17 protein-coding genes, 1 tRNA gene and 1 pseudogene are annotated in these 20826 nt (G+C 50.7%); 1 reads left to right on the top strand and 18 read right to left on the bottom strand.

Features of this window, described 5'->3' with window-relative positions; translation table 11 throughout:
* Positions 1-3 precede the first annotated feature (3 nt).
* The 5 genes and pseudogenes from DWX59_RS19590 to DWX59_RS28815 form a co-directional block, all read right to left on the bottom strand.
* Positions 4-237, bottom strand: a pseudogene (locus DWX59_RS19590) (DUF1653 domain-containing protein); the annotation flags it as partial.
* A gap of 88 nt (positions 238-325) precedes the next feature.
* A complete protein-coding gene (locus tag DWX59_RS19585; protein ID WP_117560880.1) occupies positions 326-1627 on the bottom strand; it encodes a putative glycoside hydrolase in 1302 nt (433 codons plus the stop codon).
* Between the two features lie 287 nt (positions 1628-1914).
* Positions 1915-2115, bottom strand: a complete 201-nt coding sequence (locus DWX59_RS19580; protein WP_117560879.1) for a hypothetical protein — start codon at positions 2113-2115, stop codon at positions 1915-1917.
* A 6-nt stretch (positions 2116-2121) separates the two neighbouring features.
* On the bottom strand, positions 2122-3741 hold the full coding sequence (locus DWX59_RS19575; protein WP_117560878.1) for a mannitol dehydrogenase family protein: 1620 nt from the start codon (positions 3739-3741) through the stop codon (positions 2122-2124).
* A 299-nt stretch (positions 3742-4040) separates the two neighbouring features.
* The gene (locus DWX59_RS28815; RefSeq protein WP_165642389.1) at positions 4041-4184 is read right to left on the bottom strand and encodes a hypothetical protein; all 144 of its coding nucleotides are present in this window, start codon (positions 4182-4184) and stop codon (positions 4041-4043) included.
* A gap of 379 nt (positions 4185-4563) precedes the next feature.
* Here DWX59_RS28815 and DWX59_RS19570 point away from each other — a divergent pair, with 379 nt between their 5' ends.
* Entirely contained in the window at positions 4564-4782 is a 219-nt protein-coding gene (locus tag DWX59_RS19570; RefSeq protein ID WP_117560877.1) for a helix-turn-helix domain-containing protein, read from the top strand.
* Positions 4783-4909: 127 nt separating this feature from the next.
* On the opposite strand, the gene DWX59_RS19565 is transcribed toward DWX59_RS19570, so the two are convergent.
* The 13 genes from DWX59_RS19565 to DWX59_RS19505 all read right to left on the bottom strand — a co-directional run bounded on the left by DWX59_RS19565 (position 4910) and on the right by DWX59_RS19505 (position 20824).
* Positions 4910-5626 carry a hypothetical protein gene (locus DWX59_RS19565; RefSeq protein ID WP_117560876.1) on the bottom strand — a complete coding sequence of 239 codons (717 nt, stop codon included), beginning with the start codon at positions 5624-5626 and terminating at the stop codon, positions 4910-4912.
* A gap of 142 nt (positions 5627-5768) precedes the next feature.
* Entirely contained in the window at positions 5769-7226 is a 1458-nt protein-coding gene (locus tag DWX59_RS19560) for a glycoside hydrolase family 32 protein (protein WP_117560875.1), read from the bottom strand.
* 24 nt (positions 7227-7250) lie between these two features.
* On the bottom strand, positions 7251-9200 hold the full coding sequence (locus DWX59_RS19555; RefSeq protein WP_117560874.1) for a sucrose-specific PTS transporter subunit IIBC: 1950 nt from the start codon (positions 9198-9200) through the stop codon (positions 7251-7253).
* Positions 9201-9384: 184 nt separating this feature from the next.
* On the bottom strand, positions 9385-10368 hold the full coding sequence (locus tag DWX59_RS19550; RefSeq protein WP_117560873.1) for a LacI family DNA-binding transcriptional regulator: 984 nt from the start codon (positions 10366-10368) through the stop codon (positions 9385-9387).
* Positions 10369-10511: 143 nt separating this feature from the next.
* Complete coding sequence (locus DWX59_RS19545; RefSeq protein WP_117560872.1) at positions 10512-10871, bottom strand: YccF domain-containing protein; 360 nt, start codon at positions 10869-10871, stop codon at positions 10512-10514.
* Positions 10871-11326 carry a hypothetical protein gene (locus tag DWX59_RS19540; RefSeq protein ID WP_117560871.1) on the bottom strand — a complete coding sequence of 152 codons (456 nt, stop codon included), beginning with the start codon at positions 11324-11326 and terminating at the stop codon, positions 10871-10873. Before DWX59_RS19540 ends, DWX59_RS19545 begins: the two co-directional genes overlap by 1 nt.
* Before the next feature lie 290 nt (positions 11327-11616).
* Positions 11617-12612, bottom strand: a complete 996-nt coding sequence (locus DWX59_RS19535; RefSeq protein WP_117560870.1) for an SPL family radical SAM protein — start codon at positions 12610-12612, stop codon at positions 11617-11619.
* A 188-nt stretch (positions 12613-12800) separates the two neighbouring features.
* Positions 12801-12873: transfer RNA gene (locus tag DWX59_RS19530), tRNA-Ala, on the bottom strand.
* 196 nt (positions 12874-13069) lie between these two features.
* Positions 13070-13291: a YdbC family protein gene (locus tag DWX59_RS19525; RefSeq protein WP_117560869.1), complete on the bottom strand. Its 222-nt coding sequence runs from the start codon at positions 13289-13291 to the stop codon at positions 13070-13072.
* A 41-nt stretch (positions 13292-13332) separates the two neighbouring features.
* Positions 13333-13659, bottom strand: coding sequence for an MmcQ/YjbR family DNA-binding protein (locus DWX59_RS19520; RefSeq protein WP_117560868.1), 327 nt, complete (start codon positions 13657-13659; stop codon positions 13333-13335).
* Between the two features lie 132 nt (positions 13660-13791).
* Complete coding sequence (locus DWX59_RS19515) at positions 13792-14955, bottom strand: cyclopropane-fatty-acyl-phospholipid synthase family protein (RefSeq protein WP_330668246.1); 1164 nt, start codon at positions 14953-14955, stop codon at positions 13792-13794.
* A 222-nt stretch (positions 14956-15177) separates the two neighbouring features.
* Positions 15178-18714 carry a pyruvate:ferredoxin (flavodoxin) oxidoreductase gene (gene nifJ, locus DWX59_RS19510; protein WP_117560866.1) on the bottom strand — a complete coding sequence of 1179 codons (3537 nt, stop codon included), beginning with the start codon at positions 18712-18714 and terminating at the stop codon, positions 15178-15180.
* Between the two features lie 271 nt (positions 18715-18985).
* The gene (locus DWX59_RS19505) at positions 18986-20824 is read right to left on the bottom strand and encodes a VanW family protein (RefSeq protein WP_117560865.1); all 1839 of its coding nucleotides are present in this window, start codon (positions 20822-20824) and stop codon (positions 18986-18988) included.
* Positions 20825-20826 lie beyond the last annotated feature (2 nt).

Raw genomic sequence — 20826 nt, 5'->3', positions numbered from 1 at the left:
TTCCTCCATATCAATCCGTTCAAACCGCCAGCGCTGTCCCGCATCCGGATACTTCTCACGGTCCACCTGGCTCACAAACATACTGAGGGGCCGCACATAAGTCTTATAGTCCCCATAAAGCGCCTGGTAAACCACCATCTTCTCACCTGTCTCAGAATGTATGGCCACTGTCACGATCTGATACAGCTTATTTTTAAAGTGCCTGTAAAATTCACCAGGCTTTGGCGTCCTGTCCATCTGTCCATGCCTCCTGTTGCAGCAATGCCTTATTCCTGTTCCAATCCCTTTCCCTGATGCGGATCATGTCCCCGGCTCCTGGTCCATCTCAGGTCTCCGGCACGTCCCCGGCCCCCGGTGTGGTTTCCATCTCCGGCCCGGCCTCTGATTCCGGCGGCAGTGCAGCCCTGGACTCAGCAATCTCCTGTTCCTGCGCAGCAGCCTCCTCCGGTGTCAGGAGCCCGCCATAATGATAGGATACCCCGGCATCCCACAATATCCATTCATCGTATCCCGAATCATAGACAGCCTGGATCTGCTGGCGCACCTGCTCATCCCCATAATCAATATAATCCTTGAGATAGGAGGCCGTAAAATCCTGCAGCCACGGACGCACAACCGCCTGGGTCCTGTCTTCCTTTTTGGAAGCTTTCAGCAATGTCATGGAATCCTTCAAGGCATGCCTGATAGTATCATACGGCTGCGCGTCCGGATTTGCAATACCAAAATTACCCGGACCATAATGAGAAGGGTAAATCATTGGACAGATATAGTCAAGATGCTCCGCCATATCCTCATATTCCTGGCCCACGGCCGCCGCGTCCTCCTTACTTCCCATAATGGTCCCGAACACATCCGCCGACACAAATAACCCTTCCTTGGCCAGTTCATCATACGCATAGCTGATGAATTCCGTAATGGCCTGGGTCTTGTCACGTCCCCCTGTATCAGCCTCATCAAACACCACATCCTTCATGGTCTTATCCACAGCAAAACGGATATAATCAAACTGGATTTCCTTAAAGCCCATCTCGCCGGCCTTTTTGGACACCTCTATCAGATAATCCCATACTTCCTTCTTATATGGGTTTACCCAGGCCAGACCCTTATTATCCCGGTAAATGCTGCCATCCGCCACGTGCAGGCTCCACTCCGGCTTCTGCTCTGCCAGATACGGGTCCCGGAACGCCACCACCCTGGCAATGGGATAAATCCCATGTTCATCCAGCTTTTGTATCAGCCCCGGCAGATCCCCGATAAATGGCTGGCACGCCCCGATTTTATTCACAGTAGGCGAATCCATATGAAACGTAATACGGCCCTGGTCATCCTTCACGTCAATGACCACCGCATTCAGTTCTGTCCGGTCTATTTCCTCAATGATTTTGTCCATCATGTCACCGGTTCCCGCCACATACGCAGACACATAGATTCCCTTTACCTTCACCCGGGCCCTGGGCGGATACTTGGAAATAGTGATGACCTCTGCCGGCTCCGCCGCCTCCTGGGCCTGGCCTGTCTCCGGTTCGGTTTGGCTTTCCTTGGCCACTGTCATCTCCTCAGAGGGCTCATACCGGGTACATCCGGTTAAAATCAATGCAATGATACCTGCTGCTATCCACCTTTTCATACGTAACCTCTGTCTTCCTCATTCTTATGCCCATCTATCATCAAAAGGCAAATGCCTGTAAGTCCGGTGAATCCGGTAATTTCTTCCATTCGTTCCCACTATAATAGCATAATCCTGTGGATTTGTACATAAAATATGACAATTTTGTTACAATTTCATTAATTTCTCCCACTTTTTGTAAAAAGTCAATCGCATACATTGTTAAGGAGGCCGCAGTTTCTTAAGCCCGGACAGCATGAAAGACGGAGGTGGGTTCCGGCGACATAGCCAGGCTCCACCCCCGTCTTTTATATTGTCAGGGCATTAAAAGCCGCCCCTCTGGACCCCTTAATCCTGTCCATGGCCGTCCGTCCACGGCCGCCTGTCCATAGCCGCCTGTCCACGGCTGTCTGTCCATAGCCGCCTGTCCATAGCCGCCTGTCCGCGGCTGTCTGTCCATAGCTGCCTGCCCCGGCCCGCTTCACAGACTCAGTTCCCGCGTCCCCCATCCGCCCTCAGGCTTCCTGCAGATGTTTCCTAAGCGCTGCCCGGACAGCGCCCTTCCCCGCAATCAGTTCAGCAAAAATATCTTCCGTATATGCGCCCAGCCCTGCTTCATACAGGTCCACGCCAAATATGGCGGCATTCCCCAAAATCGGCCGGAGCACGGCATGGACATCGCAGGGTTCCCCTACCTTCACATCCTTCAGCTGTTCTGCCAGCTCCCCATACATCGGGTCAGGGCTGACTGTAAATGAATTGCCTTCATCATCCACGCCCAGAAGATAACGGCACCATCCGGCCTGCACCATGGGGATGAACCTGAGGGACTGAACATCCAGCTCAGGCCTTGCAAGGTACTCCTTGATGGTTTCCCCAAAGCGTATGGACAGCTTCTGGGACGTATCACAGGCAATCCTCTGCGGCGTATCCGGCATAAATGGATTGGGGATACGGATCTTAAGCACCTCATCAATGAATTTCCTGGGTGATAATATGCCCGGGTCGGTCACTACCGGCAGTCCTTCCCTATACCCGATCAGCTCCACCAGCCTTACCAGATCCCTATCCTTCATCTCTTCACTGATTTTCGTGTATCCAAACAGGCAGCCGTACACGGCCAGCGTGGTATGGAGGGGATTCAGGCAGGTGCAGACCTTCATGCGCTCCACCTTCTCCACCGTATCCCTGGTCGTAAACATGACGCCTGTCTTTTCCAGCCCAGGGCGCCCATTGGGGAACGCGTCCTCAATCACCAGGTATTCTGCTTCCTCCGCATTGACAAAGGGTGCCACATAGGTGTTCTTGCTTGTTACAATGCTCTCTGTATCCGTGAAGCCTGCATCCTCCAGCATTTTCCTGACACTGTCATCCGGACGCGGGGTGATTTTGTCTATCATGCTCCAAGGGAAGGACACGCAGGCAGGATTCTCAATATATTCAAGGAATCCCCGGGCCGCCTTTCCATTATCCGTCCAGGCTTTTGCATAGGCAGCCACTGCGGCGGACAGTTTATCGCCATTGTGGGAGCAGTTATCCATGCTTACCAGGGCCAGCGGCGCTGCTCCATGGGTATATCTCCAGTGGCACAGGGATACCAGTTTTCCGATATAGCTGTCCGCCATATCCGGACCAGCTTCAAAATCCCGTGCCACATCCGGACGGAAAGAACCGTCCGGGGATGTGATGCAGTATCCTTTCTCCGTGATGGTGAAGCTGGCCATCTGAAGGGTGCTGCTTGCAAAAATAGCCTTCAGGCGGTTCCAGTCAGCCTCATCCTGACGGTCCACGGCCAGTGACTCTGCCAGGCTGCCGATTACTGTTTTCTCAATGGTCCCGTTGGCTTTCAGGGTCACAAGCAGGCTTAAATCATCCTGCGGCCTGTATGCCTTCTTGATGATTTCATAATCATAGCCCTCTGCCACGATAATCCCGGTTTTCTCCGCGCCCTGGTTTAAAAGCTCCTGCTGAAGCGCTGCCGGAAATGCGCGGAAGATATTGCCCGCGCCGAAATGTATCCATTGGGGGCATTCCTTGGTGGCTTGCCTCATGGCTTCCCTGTCAAATCCAGGCAGCCTGATTCCCGCCTTTTCCCACTGCTCCCTGTCCTTCATTTCACTGTCTGATAAATGCATTGCCTTTTCCTCCTGAATGAATGATACTGAACAATATTGCCGTCTGCTGTATCAGGGTGTGTTTGACCCCTGTTAAATACCTCGCCGGCCCGGCGGGGATGATTCCCCGGGCCAGTTCCCATGTTTTTATCTTATCACCCTGAAAAGGAATAAACCATGTCCCTTTTTGCCGACTGCATTGCAAAACTTGCTGTACCGGCCGTCAGGACACACTTGTCAGGACACAGGAGCCTGCCATGGGACGGACAAACAAAAAAAGACCTGGTTTCCCGGTCTTTTCCTGTCATATTGCCTTACTGTCACTGAATCATCGAAGTTGATACCTTGGTATTTTCTTTCTGGTTAAACATACCGTCCGAACTGGCTGCTGTGGCATTAACCATAATCAGCAGCGCTGCAAGCAGGACCCATGCAAAACTGCCCAGTACCTTCCTGATCTTCATCTTACTACGCCTCCTGGATTCGATTCATAAGCATATATTCTACCTTTTGCTGCTTAGTCTAAGTCCGTTATCTTATTATACAAACTTTTCCGAAAAAAGCAAGTCCCATTCCTCTTACACTGTCTTACTTTTTCCTTAACGGAAAATGCATATATTTTTTTCGTGAAAAGGGGAATAAAGGCCCGTCCTTCGTTCTTTAAATAGATGTTTGACCTGCAAAACCAGGCCATGGCCCCAAAATGCTGTTTTTATTCCATCAAGGAAATACCTCTGTGAATAATTTCACCATTTTGGACGGCAAATTCTGCGTTGTTTCAATACGGGGCCTGGTTTTAAGTTAAACTTTAAATAATCATATCACAAGAAAAGAGGAAACACCGTGATTACATATGAACCTTTTTGGAACACCTTAAAACAGTCTGAGGAATCTACCTATACCCTGATTTACAACCACAACCTGTCAAGTTCCACCATTGACCGCCTGCGCAAGAATAAACCCCTGAGCACCACCACCATTAACGACCTCTGCCGGATATTGAACTGTGATATCGATGATATCATCACCTATAGACGTTCCGAAACAGATCAGACGCTGTAATCCCGTCCTTACCCCAGCCATTTCATAGGGAACCACGTTCAAAACAGCCCATGAAAAGAAAAAGGCGGGCTGGCTTGTTTGGGATGCTTCCCGTCAGACAGTTCCGCCTTATTATCTGTTTATCATCCTATCTGCTTCTTCCTGCTATCTCCGCTGCCAGTTTTGCCACTGAATCCACCTGATCCACCGCGTCATCTTCCCACAGCGCAAACAATGTCCCATTGTACTTCCATGTGGCAAGCACTCCGCGTATATCGGAATTTTCTATCGTAACCTCCACCGTGACGGTAATTTCAGTTCCATCCTCCGCCCTGGCTGTCCATGTCACTTTCCTGTTGTCATCAAACAGATAGTAGAATACCGACGGGTCCCCATCCTCTTCCCTGGACGCGCGCAGTATGACGTCTGAATCCGTCATGCCGTCATGGAACATGACCTGTACCACATTCCCTTCCTCCGTACTAAAGACAGGGTCCTTGCACCAGTTTTCGTTTTGCGGAAGTCCAATTATGATTCCGGCCTCTTCCCCGGCCTCAGATGTCCCTAAGTCCTCATGGTCTCTTTTTGTCCCATCCTCCCCGCCGTTAACCTCCATACCGTGATTTCCATCCGTAATTCCTGCTTCTGCCCGGGCCGCAGCCGCACTTCCCTCTTCTGCCCAGGCCGCAGCCGTACTTCCTTCTTCTGCCTGAATCGCTGCCGCACTTCCTGCTTCTGCCTGAATCGCTGCCGCACTGTCCTTTGCAGCGCCGCTGCCCGGACCGCAGGCCGTAACCAGCATGCCGGCCGACAGTGCCACCGGCAGCATCGCCGGAGCCAGGGCTGACCTTATCCAAGATATCATCGGTTCTCCTCCTTCTGTATGATGCACTGCAACCATATGTGTTTTGTTAATGCAGTCCATACAGTATCAGTTTAATGCCTGTACTTTCCGGTGTCAAATAAAAGCAGGCAGCTGATTGGAATCTTTCATGGGTAGCCATGATTCATGGCTGCTGATAGATAAAACCAGACAGGTCATATAATACCGCTGTCCCTGCGCAATCCCCCTCCAGCCGGATTCCGCCCTCAAGGCCATATACCCTGGTGGTAAAGACCTCCCTGCCTTGATTTACAAATATCTCCAGGGAGGATGTGTCAGAGAATACCTGCAGTTCCCGCAGCTTCTCAAGACGGGCACACCGTTTTGTCCTGCCGGACCCTGCGGTTCCCATATCCAGGGTCAGAAGCCCATCCTCAAAGGTCAGGGTAACTCCCCGGCGGAGTGTCAGGCACATGTGTCTGCAGGATTCAAACAGGAAGCATCCCTCGAAAACAATCCCTTCTTCCCCGGCCAGATTCAACTGTCCCAGGGCATATGTCCTCTCATTGCAGCGCATCTGCTGCAGTTCCGGGACCGGCGACTGGACAAGGCGCCCCTCTTTCCAGTGCAGGACGCGGGGAAGGGTCAATGCATGCTGCCATCCGGCCTGTGTGGTCGGGTTCGTATAATCTGCATCCGGTATTCCCATCCACCCAATGAGTATACGTCTTCCGCTTTCGTCCAAAAAGCTTTGGGGCGCATAGAAATCAAATCCCCTGTCAACCATGGCAATGGCATCCGGAGGAATCTCCCGGCCCATATGATTGTCAAAGTCATAATCCAGTGCCATGACCGTACACTGATGTACATTCCAGTAATCCACTCCGCTGGGTTTAACCCCCTGGGGACAGCAGATAAGGCACTGCCGGCCGTCCAGTTCAAACAGATCCGGGCATTCCCACATGTATCCGAACGCTTCCCGGGTGGTAATCCTACTGCAATACTTCCATGTCTTTAAATCCGGGGATTCATATAAAAGCACCAGTCCCTGGCCACGCACATCCCTGGCTCCCAGCGCCATATAATATGCCTGGCCCTTCTTAAATACCTTCGGGTCCCGTATATGGCAGCTCATATCCCCGGGATAATCCTGATTGCCCAGCAGAAGTTTCTTTTCCGTGAACCGGAAGCCGTCCCTGCTGTCAATGCCGATGGTATTGCTTTCCCTTCCGTCCATGATATAGTCATAATCATCCCGGTCAAACCGTTTCACGTTGCCTGTATAAAAATAGTGGATGGTGCCGTCCTCCACAAAAGCGGAACCCGAATACACGCCATGGGCGTCTAAATCCGTATCCGGGAACAGGGCCGGCTCCCCCCTGGTATACCGGACAAAATCCTTTGTGGTATAATGTCCCCACAGTTTAATCTCGCCCGTTGGTTCAAATGGCGTGTATTGATAATAGATATGGTACTGCCCGTCCAGCTGGCACAGGCCATTGGGGTCATTCAGCCAGCCCGTTTCCGGCATCAGATGGAATCTTAGCCGCCTTGGGTCGGACGCCGTCAGTTCCCTGTATTCCTGATTCTCCTGATACCATTCCTCATAATCCTTCCTGAATACCTTATGATACTTCTCCACCTGCCGTCCTCCTGACGTCTTGTTTTATCTGCGCACCGCCATGGCCATGGTGCCTGCATCCGCTCCGGCCAAAGGGTATACCTCTGCCTTCAGTCCCCCGCCCTCCGGCAGGATCATCATGGTCTGGGGATTCAGCCCCTTTTCATTTATCAGCTTTAAATCAGCCAGGATCAGCTTATCCCCGCATTTTACTTTATCTCCCTGGGCCACATATGCCTCAAATCCGGCTCCGTCCAGCTGTACGGTATTGATACCGATATGGATCAGAACCTCGATTCCTGTATCGGATGTTATCCCGACCGCGTGTTTTGTGGGGAACAGAAGGCTTATGGTCCCATCGCAGGGCGCATATACCATTCCATCCTCAGGATTCAGTGCAATCCCATCGCCCAAGGCCCTGGAAGCAAACACCTCATCCATAGACCGGTCCACGGGAAGGATTTCCCCCTTCATGGGAGAATACAGGATAGTGGTGGTATCTGCGCTTTCCATGGTTCCTGCGTTTCCCGCGCTTCCCGCGCTTCCCATAATCCCGGTTCCTGCCTTCACTTCTTTCCGTCCCTGTGTATTCTCCTGCTTTTCCAGGCCGGATTTCTTCCAGAACACAATGGTCAGTATAAAAGACACGCCCATGGAAAGCAGGATGCCGATTGCAAAATCCAGATAATGGTCAGGTTTCATGGAAATGAATCCCGGGAGCCCGGCTGCCCCCAATGCCTGGGCCAGTGTCCTGGTTCCCGCCAGATATGCGCTTCCCACTGCGGATCCTGCCATGGCTGCATAAAATGGATATTTTAATTTAAGCGTGACGCCAAACATGGCTGGTTCGGTAATCCCAAGAAGCGCGGAGATACCGGAAGCAGAACAGATGGATTTAATCTTTTGGTTCTTTGTCATGAGAAGCACGGCCAGGACGGCTGCTCCCTGAGCCACATTGTTCATGCTTGCAGTTGAAAAAATAAAGCTGCCTCCTGTATGGGCGCTGTCAGCCAGAAGCTGTGTCTCAATTGCAATAAAGCTGTGATGCATGCCCGTCATGGTAATGGGCGCATATGCAAAGCCAAACAGGGCGCCGCCCACCGGCCCAAGGGTATTATAAAGCCATGTGATGCCTGTTGCCAGAAGGTTTCCCGCCTCCCTTAAAACAGGACCCACGAATATGAAGGTGAGGAAGGATGTCACCAGGATGGACAGAAGCGGCGTGGTCAGGTTATCCAGCCATGACGGCGTAATCCTGCGGAGCCTCTTCTCAATATTGGCAAGGATCCATGACACGGCCAGAACCGGAAGCACGGTCCCCTGATAACCGATGGCAGCAATCTGGAATCCGAATATATTCCACATGGGCGGGTCTGTTATGCCAATCTGATATGCATTCAGCAGATCCGGGTGGACCATGATCATCCCCATGGCCGCGCCCAGGAACGGATTGCCTCCGAATTTCCTGACAGCGCTGAAGCCAATGAGCACTGGCAGGAATGTAAATGGAGCATTGGCAAAGGTATTCACAGCCGCCGCCAGGCCCTGCCACTGGGGGAACCGTTCAATGACAGCCTGCCCCTGGAACAATGGCGAGGTAAGCAGGTTGTTAAGCCCCATCAGCAGACCGCCTGCGACAATCGCCGGAATGATTGGCACGAAAATGTCACTGAGCATCTTAATGAACCGCTGGATCGGGTTGCCTTTTTCCTCCCCGGCCTCCTTATCCTCCGGCCCTTCCTCCATATTCCCCAGCTGCTTCTGTACTTCGGCGCAGACCAGGTTCACGGTGCCTGATCCAAAGATGATCTGGAACTGGGACTGTGTTAAAAATACCCCCTTCACCCCTTCCAGGTCACTGATTGCCTCCTCATTGCGCAGTTCATTATCCTTTAGCTGAAAGCGCAGTCTTGTCGCACAATGGGCCACTGATTTAATATTGTCTTTTCCACCAACATACTTGATTACCAGACTTGCTGTTTTTGCATAATCCATAACCTTACCTCTTTCTTCTCCTGATTTTTGGTATCGGTTCCATAAGTTAATATTAATACTTTTCACCCTTTATGTCAATATATTTTGGCACCGGTTCCGTCTTTTGAACGTAAAAAAATGCTGTGGTTTTTTATGCATTTTCCACAAAAGCATAAAAAAACCACAGCAGCCAGCACTAATATCCCTATTTTCCCACACTCTCCCCTTCAATCATCTGATAGCCCACAATCTGCTTTTTCGGCACCGGTTCCTCCCTTATCATCTTAATCAGGGTCTCGGCTCCCAGATACCCCAGGCCATAGGAATCGAACTTAAGGGTTGTCAGTTCCGGCTTCAGAAGGGTGCTTTCATCATAACCGCCAAAGCCCGCCACCGACACGTCCTCCGGAATCCTAAGCCCGCGCCCTTCCAATACCCGGTACGCCCCAAAGGCCAGACGGTCCGTTGCACATATGACCGCATCAAGAGGCCCCTGGTCCAGCAGTTCCTGAGCCATACGGATCCCGCTTTCATAGCTGTAATCCCCGGATATCTCCCTGATGCATTCCACGCCGCAGGCCTTCAGCCCTTCAAGCACTCCCTTTTTCCTGGTAATGCCCACTGCCTCGTCGGATTCATCCACCCCCATGTATCCAACCCTGTCAGGATGTCCCCTGCCAACCCAGGTCCCCATGGCCTTTCCCGCCCCATAATCATCGTATACAACACATATCCCATCATCGTAATCCTGGGCAAGCACCACCAGGGGAACCGGGCTGTTCCTGATAATCTCCCTGTGTTCATCCGTAATGTTGATGGCGCTCAGCAGGATTCCGTCCACCTTTAAATTAATCAGTCTCTGTATATTCTTAAGTTCCAAATCAATGCTGTGGTCCGAATCCTTAATAAGGGCCTCATAACCCTGTTCCCGCAGATACCGTCCGATGCTGGTGACCACCCGGCTGGTAATCTTGGAATTCAAGGTAGGCACAACCACGCCCACCACATTGCTCTCCCTTGCCTTCAGCCTTGCAAATGCATTGGGCTCATAGTTGTACTCCCTGGTAATCTCCTGGATCCTCTGCTTTGTGGACTCCTTAACGCTTCCCCCGTTAAAATACCTGGACACCGTACTCTTTGTAACGCCCGCCATGGCGGCAATATCGTCCATTGTTATGTTTCTGGGCATATGCACATCCTTCTTCCTGATATCATATAGGGAACCGGGCAGGCACTGGCACGTTTGCCCGGTTCCGCCTTTTGTTTTAGTATAGCAGAAATCCTTCTGTATGTCCTGCCTTTTTTACCGGCCAAGACAGGATGCAGGACACCCTATCTTATCTCACTGCCAAAGGGCATCAATGCCAGCTTTGCCAGTTTGAACTGCTGCAGCCCAAAGGGGATACCCACGATTGTCATGCAGAGCAGGGCGCCTATGACAACCGATTCAATGGCAAGGGGCAGGCCTGAAACAACAAGCCAGATGATATTTAACAGGAAGGAACCCGCGCCCCCGCCGTATACAACCTCTTTACCAAAGGGGAAAAAGCTCAGGCTTGCAAATTTGAAGCACTGCAGCCCCACGGGAATCCCTATGATCGTGATACACCACAGGCAGCCTGTCAGAAGCCAGCTCAGCCCGCTTATACATCCTCCGAATATAAACCATAAAACATTTCCAAGACAGCCCATTATGCATTTCCTCCTTTTTCCGGCGGCAGTTCCGCCCTTAATTCATACAGGCGGCTTCGGATACGCGTCACACGCTGCTTCGCCTCCTCCACCTGTGCCTCAGCATCCTTAATCCTGGTCTGCACCATCCAGTCAGCAATGATGCCGTCAAAAAAGTAGTCCGCAAATGTAAGGAAGTCCCCCACATCCAGCTTGAACTCGCCGGGAAGCTCCACATCCAGAAGTTCCCGTTTCAGCCTCCTAAGGTGGGACTTGGCTGCTTCCATGGCGCGGCTTGCGTCATCCATCCTGGAATGCTTCATGAACGTACCGAACATACCGCCGCCAAGCAGGTCCCATACCCCCCATCCGGCTGCTTTTGACAGATACATCCCTGCCTCCTCCAGGCTTTGCAGCGCCCTATCCGCCGCAGTAACCGCCTCTGCAATTTCTTTCCTCATGTCCTTTTTCTCCATAACAATCTCCTTTCCGTCATCTGACACTCCTATGGTTAAAGCATGTGCGCGGCAGATGAATGGGGACCGGCTGCGATATTTAAAAAGACTTTTATCGTGGTCGGCATCTGCCACAATAAAAGTCTTGCACATTTCATTTTATACGGGTGCTTATTAAAAAGCACCAAGAAGACGATTTAAAATCCACCGATGGTGGTTCGCTACTCCCTTTTATTGGAATGTATTATATCACTGCCCTGATTCACTGTCAAATAAGAATTGCTAAAGATTATATTAAGATTTCTTTGGTTTTAGCTGATATAAAGCACGGGCACATCCCCTAGTATCCGTTTAATCCCGGCCCTAAGGAAAACTTCTGCTTCTTCCCTGGAATCCGCCCGGTAACAGTACCTGCCTCTTCCCCGTCCCGTCATCTGTTCCTTATCATAAAGGTCCGGCGCAGCCGGAAATGCTTCACTGTTAATCGCCCGGTGAATATAGGAATATGTCATCAGGATGACCTCCAGAAACATCTGCTCCTTCATCTTCCTGGTAAGTCCTGCTTCCAGCTCCTCCAAAAGACCGGTATACATCTCCCTCCATCCTTCCATCAGGATAACCGGCGCAATGAGGAGGCCGCATGGATAACCGGCCTCGCACATCTGGTTCACTGCCTGGATCCTCTGCTTCAGGCTGGAAGTCCCCAGTTCAACCCTGCTGATGATATTCTGTGGATTAACGCTCATGCGGAAGATTACCTTTCCCCTGTGTTCCAGGCCCAATAACGGCTCCACCATATGGAACTTAGTTGGAAATGTAATCTTTCCCACTCCCTCCACTGCAAATCTTGGTATGGTATAAAGCAGGTTATCCGTAATTGTATTCTCCAGCACCAGATCGCTGTTGCTCCCAATCTCAAATGTCAGCGGATTCCCGCTTTCCCTGCCCTTTTTTATGATGCGGTCCAGCATCTGCTCCCTGTTCACAAAAAGCCGCAGATATGCGCACTTGTTGTAATTGCAGACCAGATAGCAGTATAGGCACATGGCCGTACAGCCGGAAGACGTATAGGGAACCAGATAATCGGAAACCTTGTGGTTCTCCACATATTTATGGGTTTTCCGGATACCTATGATCAGGTTCCGCTTCATATGCCCAAATTCCGAATTGGGCTTTTCCTGCATTTCCTTGATGGAATTGTGGCTCTCAATGGGAATCCATGGTATGTCCCCAAAATCTTCCTTAAGTTTCTCTCCCAAGGAATAGGATAGGATTCCCGGTTCATAATATACCGCGTCGAATTTCATGATTCTGCCTTTCACCGTATGAATGGTTTTACATTAGTCTGTACGGTTTTCCAAGGAATCATGCCAAACTTGTTATGAATATTTATCAGGAAATACGGGGATGTATAAAAAACAATCCGGCTCGAGCAGATGGATTCATTAAGAATGGGTGTCAATGTCCCTAAGATTTATTTTTGTGTAATAAAAAATGGAGCATACGGGATTCGAACCCGTGACCTCCACACTGCCAGTGTGGCGCGCTCCCAGCTGCGCTAATGCCCCGACCAGAAGAATATATCATAAATATTCCCAAAAATCAAGTATTTTTTTTATCTATTTACAAGTCTTTACAACTTTTTACATTTTCTCCTGCGTCCTCCCACACAATTCCTCCATATAATCGCGCCTTGCAGCCGTATCCAGCCATGCCTCCTGTATATTGGAACGCCCCCGTTTCACACTCCTACTCCATTAAACACTACTTGGACACCAAGTTTAAGACCTCCTTGAGCCTGCCTGCCTCTTCGGCTGACAGGGTGATTCCTTTCCCCATCTTCTCATGGTCCGGCGCCCAATCCCGGATATCGTACTTGGGAGCCGCTCCATTCCAGCTGATAAGGTTCACTTCCTTGCGCCATCCTTTGGCATTCTCAGACAATACGCCTAATTCTTCTTTTATCTCAAATTTAATATCGCTCATGCCTATCCTCCTTAAATCTTAAACCATCTATGATCTGCTCCTCACTTTGTCAAATCGTAGCTCTCCCCTATCATCCGCTTAACATCCTTATCCGGCACGGTCCCATCCATCACCACGGTATTCCAATGCTTTTTATTCAGATGATAGCCGGGACGCACGCCTTCATATGTTTTGCGCCAGAATTCAATCCATTCAGGGGAACATTTTAAATTAACACATACCTCACCGTTCCTGCTGTATATCCAGGCAAAGACCTTTTTATTGTTCCTGTGCCGTATGACTGCCCACTCATGGTCACGGAACGGATAGTCCTCGTAGACATCCTTATAGGTCAGGCAATATGTAATCAGGTCCTTTTTTGTTTTCATGTATTTCCGTCCCCCTTTTTCACATGGTTTTATCATTATAGCAGATTTTTGCCGATAAAGCCATCCTGGTCCAAAAGAAAGGCATGCCTTCCCCGCTGCTTAACACCGGGCCGGCATGCCTCTGCTTTTCTATTAATACCAACGTACCATGGGCAGTTCATTGTTCACGCCCTTGCTCACCAGGATCTGGTGCAGGTCTATGATCCCATTGTGGAAGGTTGCTGCACAGGAACATAGATACAGGTCCCACATACGGACAAATTCCTGGTCAAACATTTCCCTGACCTCATCCTCGTGTTCCTTGAAATTCTTCTCCCAGCAAAGCAATGTCCTGTTATAATGGTTCCTCAGGTTTTCCACATCCAGCACATGGAAATCATGGTCCGCCATCAGGGATATGATTTCCCTTAGGCTGGGAATGACGCCTCCGGGAAAAATATATTTTTTTATCCAGGGGTCCCCTGCATGTTCCTTCTGGCTGCTGATATAGTGCAGAAGGAATACCCCGCGCGGTTTCAGCACCTTATCCATGCAATCCATGAACCTGCCATAATTCTCCCTGCCCACATGCTCCAGCATGCCCACGCTGACAATACGGTCAAACTTCATGCCGGATTGCGGAAGGTCCCTGTAGTCCATCAGCTTTACGGTAACAAGACCGCCAAGCCCTTCCTCTTCAATCCTCTTTGTAAATCCCTCATACTGCTCACGGCTCAGGGTGATTCCGGTTCCCTTTACCCCATATTCCTTTGCGGCCCTGATTAACAGGAATCCCCAGCCGCAGCCCACATCCAGAAGGTCCATCCCCTTTTCCAGGGCAAGTTTCTTTAATATATAATCCGTCTTATTGACCTGGGCTTCATAAAGGGTGTCTTTATCCGTCTTAAAGTATCCGCAGGAATAATTCATGGTTTCATCCAGCCACAGGCGATAGAAATCATTTCCAATGTCATAATGGGAAGAAACCTCCATCTGCTGGTTCTTCCTGGAATTGGAGGGATGGAGCAGCTTTTTCAGCCTGGTCTGGTTAACGGCAAACCGGTCCATCTGTCCAAGGAAATGGTCCAGCGCCTCATACAGATCCCCCTCCACATCCAGCCTTCCTTTCATGTACGCTTCCCCCAGTGCCAGGGAAGTGCTGTCTGTCAGTTCCTTTACAGGAATGCTGTCCTTTATATTCACTGCAAAAATTGGATTGCCATGCCCAATCCGGTCCTCATGTCCCTCCCATCTTACCAGAAAGGGATAATCCGTAAAGCGATTCAAAAAATGCACCATTGCTTTTTCTTCTAACATACTGGTATCACACATCCTCTCCGCCAGCCCATTTTCCTGCCTGCAGGCAGCCTGGTCCGGCTATCTGTCTTCTTCCAGTATTATCCCCTTTTGGAAACAGATTATACGGGATAGAATCATATGTAACCCCTTTCCCAGACGGTCATGGCCCCTTAATACAGATGCCCCCGGCGGGCATCAAAGCACACCAGGGGCATCCATAAAACAATTCACTATTCAGGATTAGTCATTACCGTATAAAGTAACCAGCTTCTCTAAGTAAGCGTAACGCTCCTTAGCCTCAGCCTCGTTACGTGCGAACAGCTCAGCTGCCCTCTCAGGATTCTTCATGGCCAGGGACATGTAACGTACTTCGCCCTTTAAGAAGTCCTGATAGGTCTCCAGCTTAGGAGCCTTGGAATCCAGGGAGAACTTCTTCTCAGCAGCAGGATTGTAGCGGAAGTTGTTCCAGTAACCGCACTCTACAGCCAGCTTCTCCTCTGTCTGGGCCTTGTCCATACCCTTCTTGATACCATGGTTGATACATGGAGCATAGGCGATGATCAGGGATGGTCCCGGATAAGCCTCTGCCTCGGCGATTGCCTTAACAGTCTGGGCCATATCAGCGCCCATACAGATCTGTGCCACATATACGTAACCATAGCTCATTGCGATACTTGCAAGGTCTTTCTTCTTAACGTCCTTACCACCGGCAGCAAACTGCGCAACAGCACCTGTCTTGGTAGCCTTGGAAGACTGGCCGCCTGTGTTGGAGTAAACCTCGGTATCATAAACCATGATGTTGATATCCTTGCCGGATGCCAGAACATGGTCCACGCCGCCGAAACCGATATCGTAAGCCCATCCGTCACCACCAAATACCCACTGGGACTTCTTGGCCAGGAAATCTTTATTCTTAACAATGTCTCTGCAGATGTCGCAGTCAACACCGTCCAGGACAGCCACCAGCTTATCGGTAGCGGTTCCGTTCAGTGCGCCCACGCCAAATGTATCAAGCCATTCCTTGCAGGCTGCCTTCATCTCTTCAGTAGCCTTCTCGTTGGACATAACGCTCTCAACCTTAGCCTTTAAGCCGTCCCTGATAGCGTTCTGTGCCAGCAGCATACCATAACCGAACTCAGCGTTATCCTCGAACAGGGAGTTGTCCCATGCAGGTCCCTGACCCTTGGCGTTAACGGTATATGGTGTGGATGGTGAGGAGTTGCCCCAGATGGATGAGCATCCGGTTGCGTTGGCAATGTACATCCTGTCACCAAACAGCTGTGTGATCAGTTTTGCGTAAGGTGTCTCGCCGCATCCTGCGCAGGCGCCTGAGAATTCAAGTAGAGGCTGTTTGAACTGGCTGCCCTTAACAGTGGTCTCCTTAAACTTAGCAAGAACCTCTTCCTTAACCGGCAGGGACTGACCGAAGTCAAAGATAGCCTGCTCGCCAAGGTTTTCCTCAAGGCTTTCCATAACAAGAGCCTTGTTGCCCTTCATGCCTGGGCATACATTTGCACAGGAACCGCATCCGGTACAATCCAGGGCGGAAACCGTGATTGCAAACTTGTAGCCTGGCATACCTGTCATATCTTTTACCTTCATGTCTGCAGGCGCCTTAGCAGCCTCGTCAGCCGTCATTGCAGCCGGACGGATAACAGCATGCGGACATACATATGCACAGAAGTTACACTGGATACAGTTGTCAGGATTCCATACAGGAACCTTAACAGCAATACCGCGCTTCTCGTATGCGGATGAACCGGATGGTGTGGAACCATCTACGTAATCAGAGAAAGCAGATACTGGCAGGGAGTTACCTTCCTGAGCGCTTACCTTGGTCTGGATATTGTTAACAAAGTCAACTACATCCTTTCTTCCCTCGGTTACAACAGCATAGTCAAGGCCTTCGTCCTCACAGTTCTTCCAGCTGTCCGGAACCTCTACCTTGTGCATGCCCTTAGCGCCTGCATCGATAGCTGCCCAGTTCTTCATGACAACGTCTTCGCCCTTACGTCCGTAGGTTGCCTTTGCAGCAGCCTTCATCAGCTCATTGGCCTTCTCAGCAGGAATGATGCCGGTCAGTTCAAAGAATGCGGACTGAAGGATGGTATTGATACGTGTCGGGCCCATGCCGGTCTCGATACCAATCTTAACACCGTCAATGGTGTAGAAGTTGATGTTGTGGTCAGCAATGTACTTCTTAACCTGGCCTGGCAGATGCTTCTCAAGTCCTTCCATATCCCATGGGCAGTTCAGAAGGAATGTGCCGCCGTCAACCAGCTCCTGGACCATGTTGTACTTACGCATATATGCAGGATTGTGGCAGGCAACGAAGTTAGCTGTACGGATCAGGTAAGTTGACTTGATTGGGCTGTGTCCGAAACGCAGGTGGGACATGGTAACGCCGCCTGACTTCTTGGAGTCATAATCAAAGTATGCCTGTGCATACATGTCTGTGTTGTCACCAATGATCTTGATAGAGTTCTTGTTGGCACCAACCGTACCGTCAGCGCCAAGACCCCAGAACTTACAGTTGGTTGTGCCCTCCGGTGTGGTAACAAGAGGAGCGCCCACTTCCAGGGACAGGTTGGTAACATCATCCACGATACCTACGGTAAACGGAGACTTTGTTGTGTTCCCGTACACAGCAACAATCTGTGCCGGTGTGGTATCCTTGGAACCAAGGCCGTAACGTCCGGTCAGAACCTTAACCTGGTCAAACTTGCTTCCCTTCAGGGCTGCAACAACATCCAGGTACAGAGGCTCGCCCACGGAACCTGGCTCCTTGGTCCTGTCTAATACGGAGATGACCTTAACGGTATCAGGAATTGCATCGATTAAAGCCTGTGCGCTGAATGGCCTGTACAGACGTACCTTAACAACACCAACCTTCTGGCCCTGTTTTACCATGTAATCCAGGGTCTCCTCGATTGTATCGTTAACAGAACCCATGGCAACGATAACATGCTCAGCATCCGGAGCGCCGTAGTAGTTGAACAGCTTATAGTCAGTACCAATCTTGGCATTAACCTTGTCCATGTACTCCTGGACGATTGCAGGAAGCGCGTCATAATATGGGTTGCAGGCCTCCCTTGCCTGGAAGAAGATGTCTGGGTTCTGGGCAGATCCCCTCTCGCATGGATGGTTTGGATTCAGTGCATTCTTACGGAATGCATCAACCGCGTCCATGTCAACCATTTCCTTCAGGTCATCGTAATCCCAGGTCTCAATCTTCTGAATCTCATGGGAGGTACGGAAACCGTCAAAGAAGTTGATGAACGGAACTTTGCCCTTGATGGATGCCATATGCGCAACAACGGTCAGGTCCATGACTTCCTGGACACTGGACTCACACAGCATGGCGCATCCAGTCTGACGGCATGCGTAAACATCGGAGTGGTCACCGAAAATAGATAATGCGTGGCTTGCAAGTGCACGTGCAGATACGTTGAACACACCTGGCAGCTGCTCACCGGCAATTTTGTAAAGGTTTGGAATCATCAGTAACAGACCCTGTGACGCTGTGTAGGTGGTAGTCAGCGCACCTGCTGCCAGAGAACCGTGAACAGCACCTGCTGCACCTGCCTCAGACTGCATCTCTGTAATCTGCACTTCGCGACCGAAGATATTGGTTCTTCCGTCTGTTGCCCACTCATCCGTGGCTTCAGCCATAGGTGAAGATGGGGTAATCGGATAGATAGCCGCTACATCAGTAAATGCATATGAAGCATGTGCTGCTGCATGGTTACCATCCATGGTTTTCATTTTTCTTGCCATTTTGATTTCCTCCTACAAATAGTGAATATGTATATGTAATGGTATACATGTAAGTCCGCCTCCGGGGCATGATGCCCTATGCAGACTGACCTGTCTACTATTATAGCAATTATTTAACAAATTGCAAATGCTTAATCGCAATTACTCCAAAAAATACAATGTAATTCATTAAAAAAATATAAAGTCTTACAATGCAGGGAGGGACTGTTTTCCACAGTCCCTCCCCCTATGTTTCATGCAGTTTTTCCGATTGTCATCCCATCAATTCCCATCAATTCTGATTCAGCGGTGCAATCACAGGATTACCGCCTCCGGGTCCGTCCGATGTGCCCGGGGCAGTTCCCGGCCCCGGAGCCTGGGTTCCGGGTGTTGAAGGCACGGTGGGCGCTGTTGTGGCGCTTGGCACGGTAGGTGTGATGCCGGGTCCGTTCTCCGGTGCGGAACCGTCCGGTGAGGATATGGTGGGGTCACTGCCGGGAACATAACCGTCCGGCATACCGTCCACGGTCGGGATCGGCGTCTCATCCGGAACAGTGGTCTCCTCCGGCGCCAGGACAACGCCTGATGTGTTGCGCAGGATAACCGGCGCATGGCCTTTGTAGGTGGTTTTGTGGTCCAGTTCCCTGGATACTTCCACGCCGTCCTTATAGATGACCTTGTAGGTCTCCCACCGGCTGCCCTTGGTTCCCGCGCTCTTTTGGACCTCCACTCCCGGCTGGAGCGTCTGGTCTTCCTCATAGGTTGGCGCAGGCGGGTCAAGGTCCTCTATCTTCTTGGATTCCAGGTCCAGCTTCATCCCGTCTTCCATAATCGGAATCCCATAGATGGAAACCGTCATCTTCTGGTCCCCATAGCTGGCCTTGATGCCAATGGATGTGCTGGATGTATTCTTAAAGCGGAAATCCGGCTGTTCCCAGCTCACGGTCGCATCCTGTCCCGGCGTGATATAGTTTGGTTCAAAGGTATGGGAACGCCTGAAGGTGATGCTCTCCTCTCCCAGGCCCGAACGGTATACCGCGTTATAGAGCGTGGTGGATACCTGGCATACGCCGCCGCCGATTTCCTGGACCACTTCCCCGTTATTATACGCGGCAGCGCCCTTATATCCTTTTGCCTCTGTCCTCTGTCCCACTGCCTGGTTAAAGGAGAACTCCTCTCCCGGATGGACCACCGTGCCGTTTAAGGCTTCGGCCGCCAGCCTGATGTTGGTATTGCGGTCCTTGTTGGCAGTTGTCTTAGTGGTAAAGGTACTGATGGTCTTATACTTTTCCTTGGCAGCGGCAGCTGTGATATCCGGAGCGGTCTCGCTTCCCGTTGCCTTAATCTGCGCGTCAAATGTTTTATCTTTCAGGGCCTGTACGATATCCCGGGCAAGCTTATCCTGGTCAATGGCAAAACCATTTTCCTCGCCCTTAAATACAAATGCCCCCTTTTCCTTATCATAAGAATCAATGGATCCGTTCTTTGCCTTTTTATCCCATCTGGAAGCACATGCAGCAGCCTCTTTGGCAGCGGCCTCTTCCATTCCATCCATATTAAGGGTATAGCTTTCTTCCGGATCCCCGCTGTAAATATCGTCTAACAGGGCGTCCACCTTTTCAGCCACAAGGTCGGTTACCGGATAGGAATCATCCCCATATGTAACCGTCATGCTCCAGGAGTACTCTTTTAAGATAGCGTTCCTGGCCTGGTTCTTAGTCATGCCGGTTATGGTAATCCCATCCACCTTAACCTCTTTCACGATCTCTGTTTCCGGGGTTTCCGTGACCTGCGTCCCTTCCGGCTCCCCAAGGCTTCCTTTTGCCTTAATCACAAGGGCAATGCATGTGATGAGCACCAGGAGGATAATCCCGATGACTGCTATTTTCTTATAATCAGGCCCCTTCTTCCTTCTGTGGGTACTGTTGCGCCTTGCGTTATGCGCCGCATTCATCCGGCCGGCCTGTCCGGAACGGTAAGAGGATTGGCTGCGGGAACCCTGGCCCCCCAGACTGCCGCGTCCTGAACTTCTGTTGGAATGGTTTCCACTGCTTCTATTATTGGTAACCTTGCCGCGGCTTCTGCCTGCAGAAGGGTTTCTACGTTCACGGTTATTCTCTAATTGATTCATTT

Source organism: Enterocloster aldenensis (genome assembly GCF_003434055.1).
GTDB lineage: Bacteria > Bacillota > Clostridia > Lachnospirales > Lachnospiraceae > Enterocloster > Enterocloster aldenensis.
Note: the sequence above shows the minus strand (reverse complement) of the source record. Positions and strands in the feature narration are given on the sequence as shown.

Coding starts and splice junctions, on each gene's coding strand:
- DWX59_RS19565 (WP_117560876.1), bottom strand. CDS start 5,626: ATGATATCTTGGATAAGGTCAGCCCTGGCTCCGGCGATGCTGCCGGTG.
- nifJ (WP_117560866.1), bottom strand. CDS start 18,714: ATGGCAAGAAAAATGAAAACCATGGATGGTAACCATGCAGCAGCACAT.
- DWX59_RS19545 (WP_117560872.1), bottom strand. CDS start 10,871: ATGGGCTGTCTTGGAAATGTTTTATGGTTTATATTCGGAGGATGTATA.
- DWX59_RS19555 (WP_117560874.1), bottom strand. CDS start 9,200: ATGGATTATGCAAAAACAGCAAGTCTGGTAATCAAGTATGTTGGTGGA.
- DWX59_RS19505 (WP_117560865.1), bottom strand. CDS start 20,824: ATGAATCAATTAGAGAATAACCGTGAACGTAGAAACCCTTCTGCAGGC.
- DWX59_RS19550 (WP_117560873.1), bottom strand. CDS start 10,368: ATGCCCAGAAACATAACAATGGACGATATTGCCGCCATGGCGGGCGTT.
- DWX59_RS19580 (WP_117560879.1), bottom strand. CDS start 2,115: ATGGGGGACGCGGGAACTGAGTCTGTGAAGCGGGCCGGGGCAGGCAGC.
- DWX59_RS19520 (WP_117560868.1), bottom strand. CDS start 13,659: ATGAAAACAAAAAAGGACCTGATTACATATTGCCTGACCTATAAGGAT.
- DWX59_RS19515 (WP_330668246.1), bottom strand. CDS start 14,955: ATGTTAGAAGAAAAAGCAATGGTGCATTTTTTGAATCGCTTTACGGAT.
- DWX59_RS19535 (WP_117560870.1), bottom strand. CDS start 12,612: ATGAAATTCGACGCGGTATATTATGAACCGGGAATCCTATCCTATTCC.
- DWX59_RS19525 (WP_117560869.1), bottom strand. CDS start 13,291: ATGAGCGATATTAAATTTGAGATAAAAGAAGAATTAGGCGTATTGTCT.
- DWX59_RS19575 (WP_117560878.1), bottom strand. CDS start 3,741: ATGCATTTATCAGACAGTGAAATGAAGGACAGGGAGCAGTGGGAAAAG.
- DWX59_RS28815 (WP_165642389.1), bottom strand. CDS start 4,184: ATGAAGATCAGGAAGGTACTGGGCAGTTTTGCATGGGTCCTGCTTGCA.
- DWX59_RS19585 (WP_117560880.1), bottom strand. CDS start 1,627: ATGAAAAGGTGGATAGCAGCAGGTATCATTGCATTGATTTTAACCGGA.
- DWX59_RS19540 (WP_117560871.1), bottom strand. CDS start 11,326: ATGGAGAAAAAGGACATGAGGAAAGAAATTGCAGAGGCGGTTACTGCG.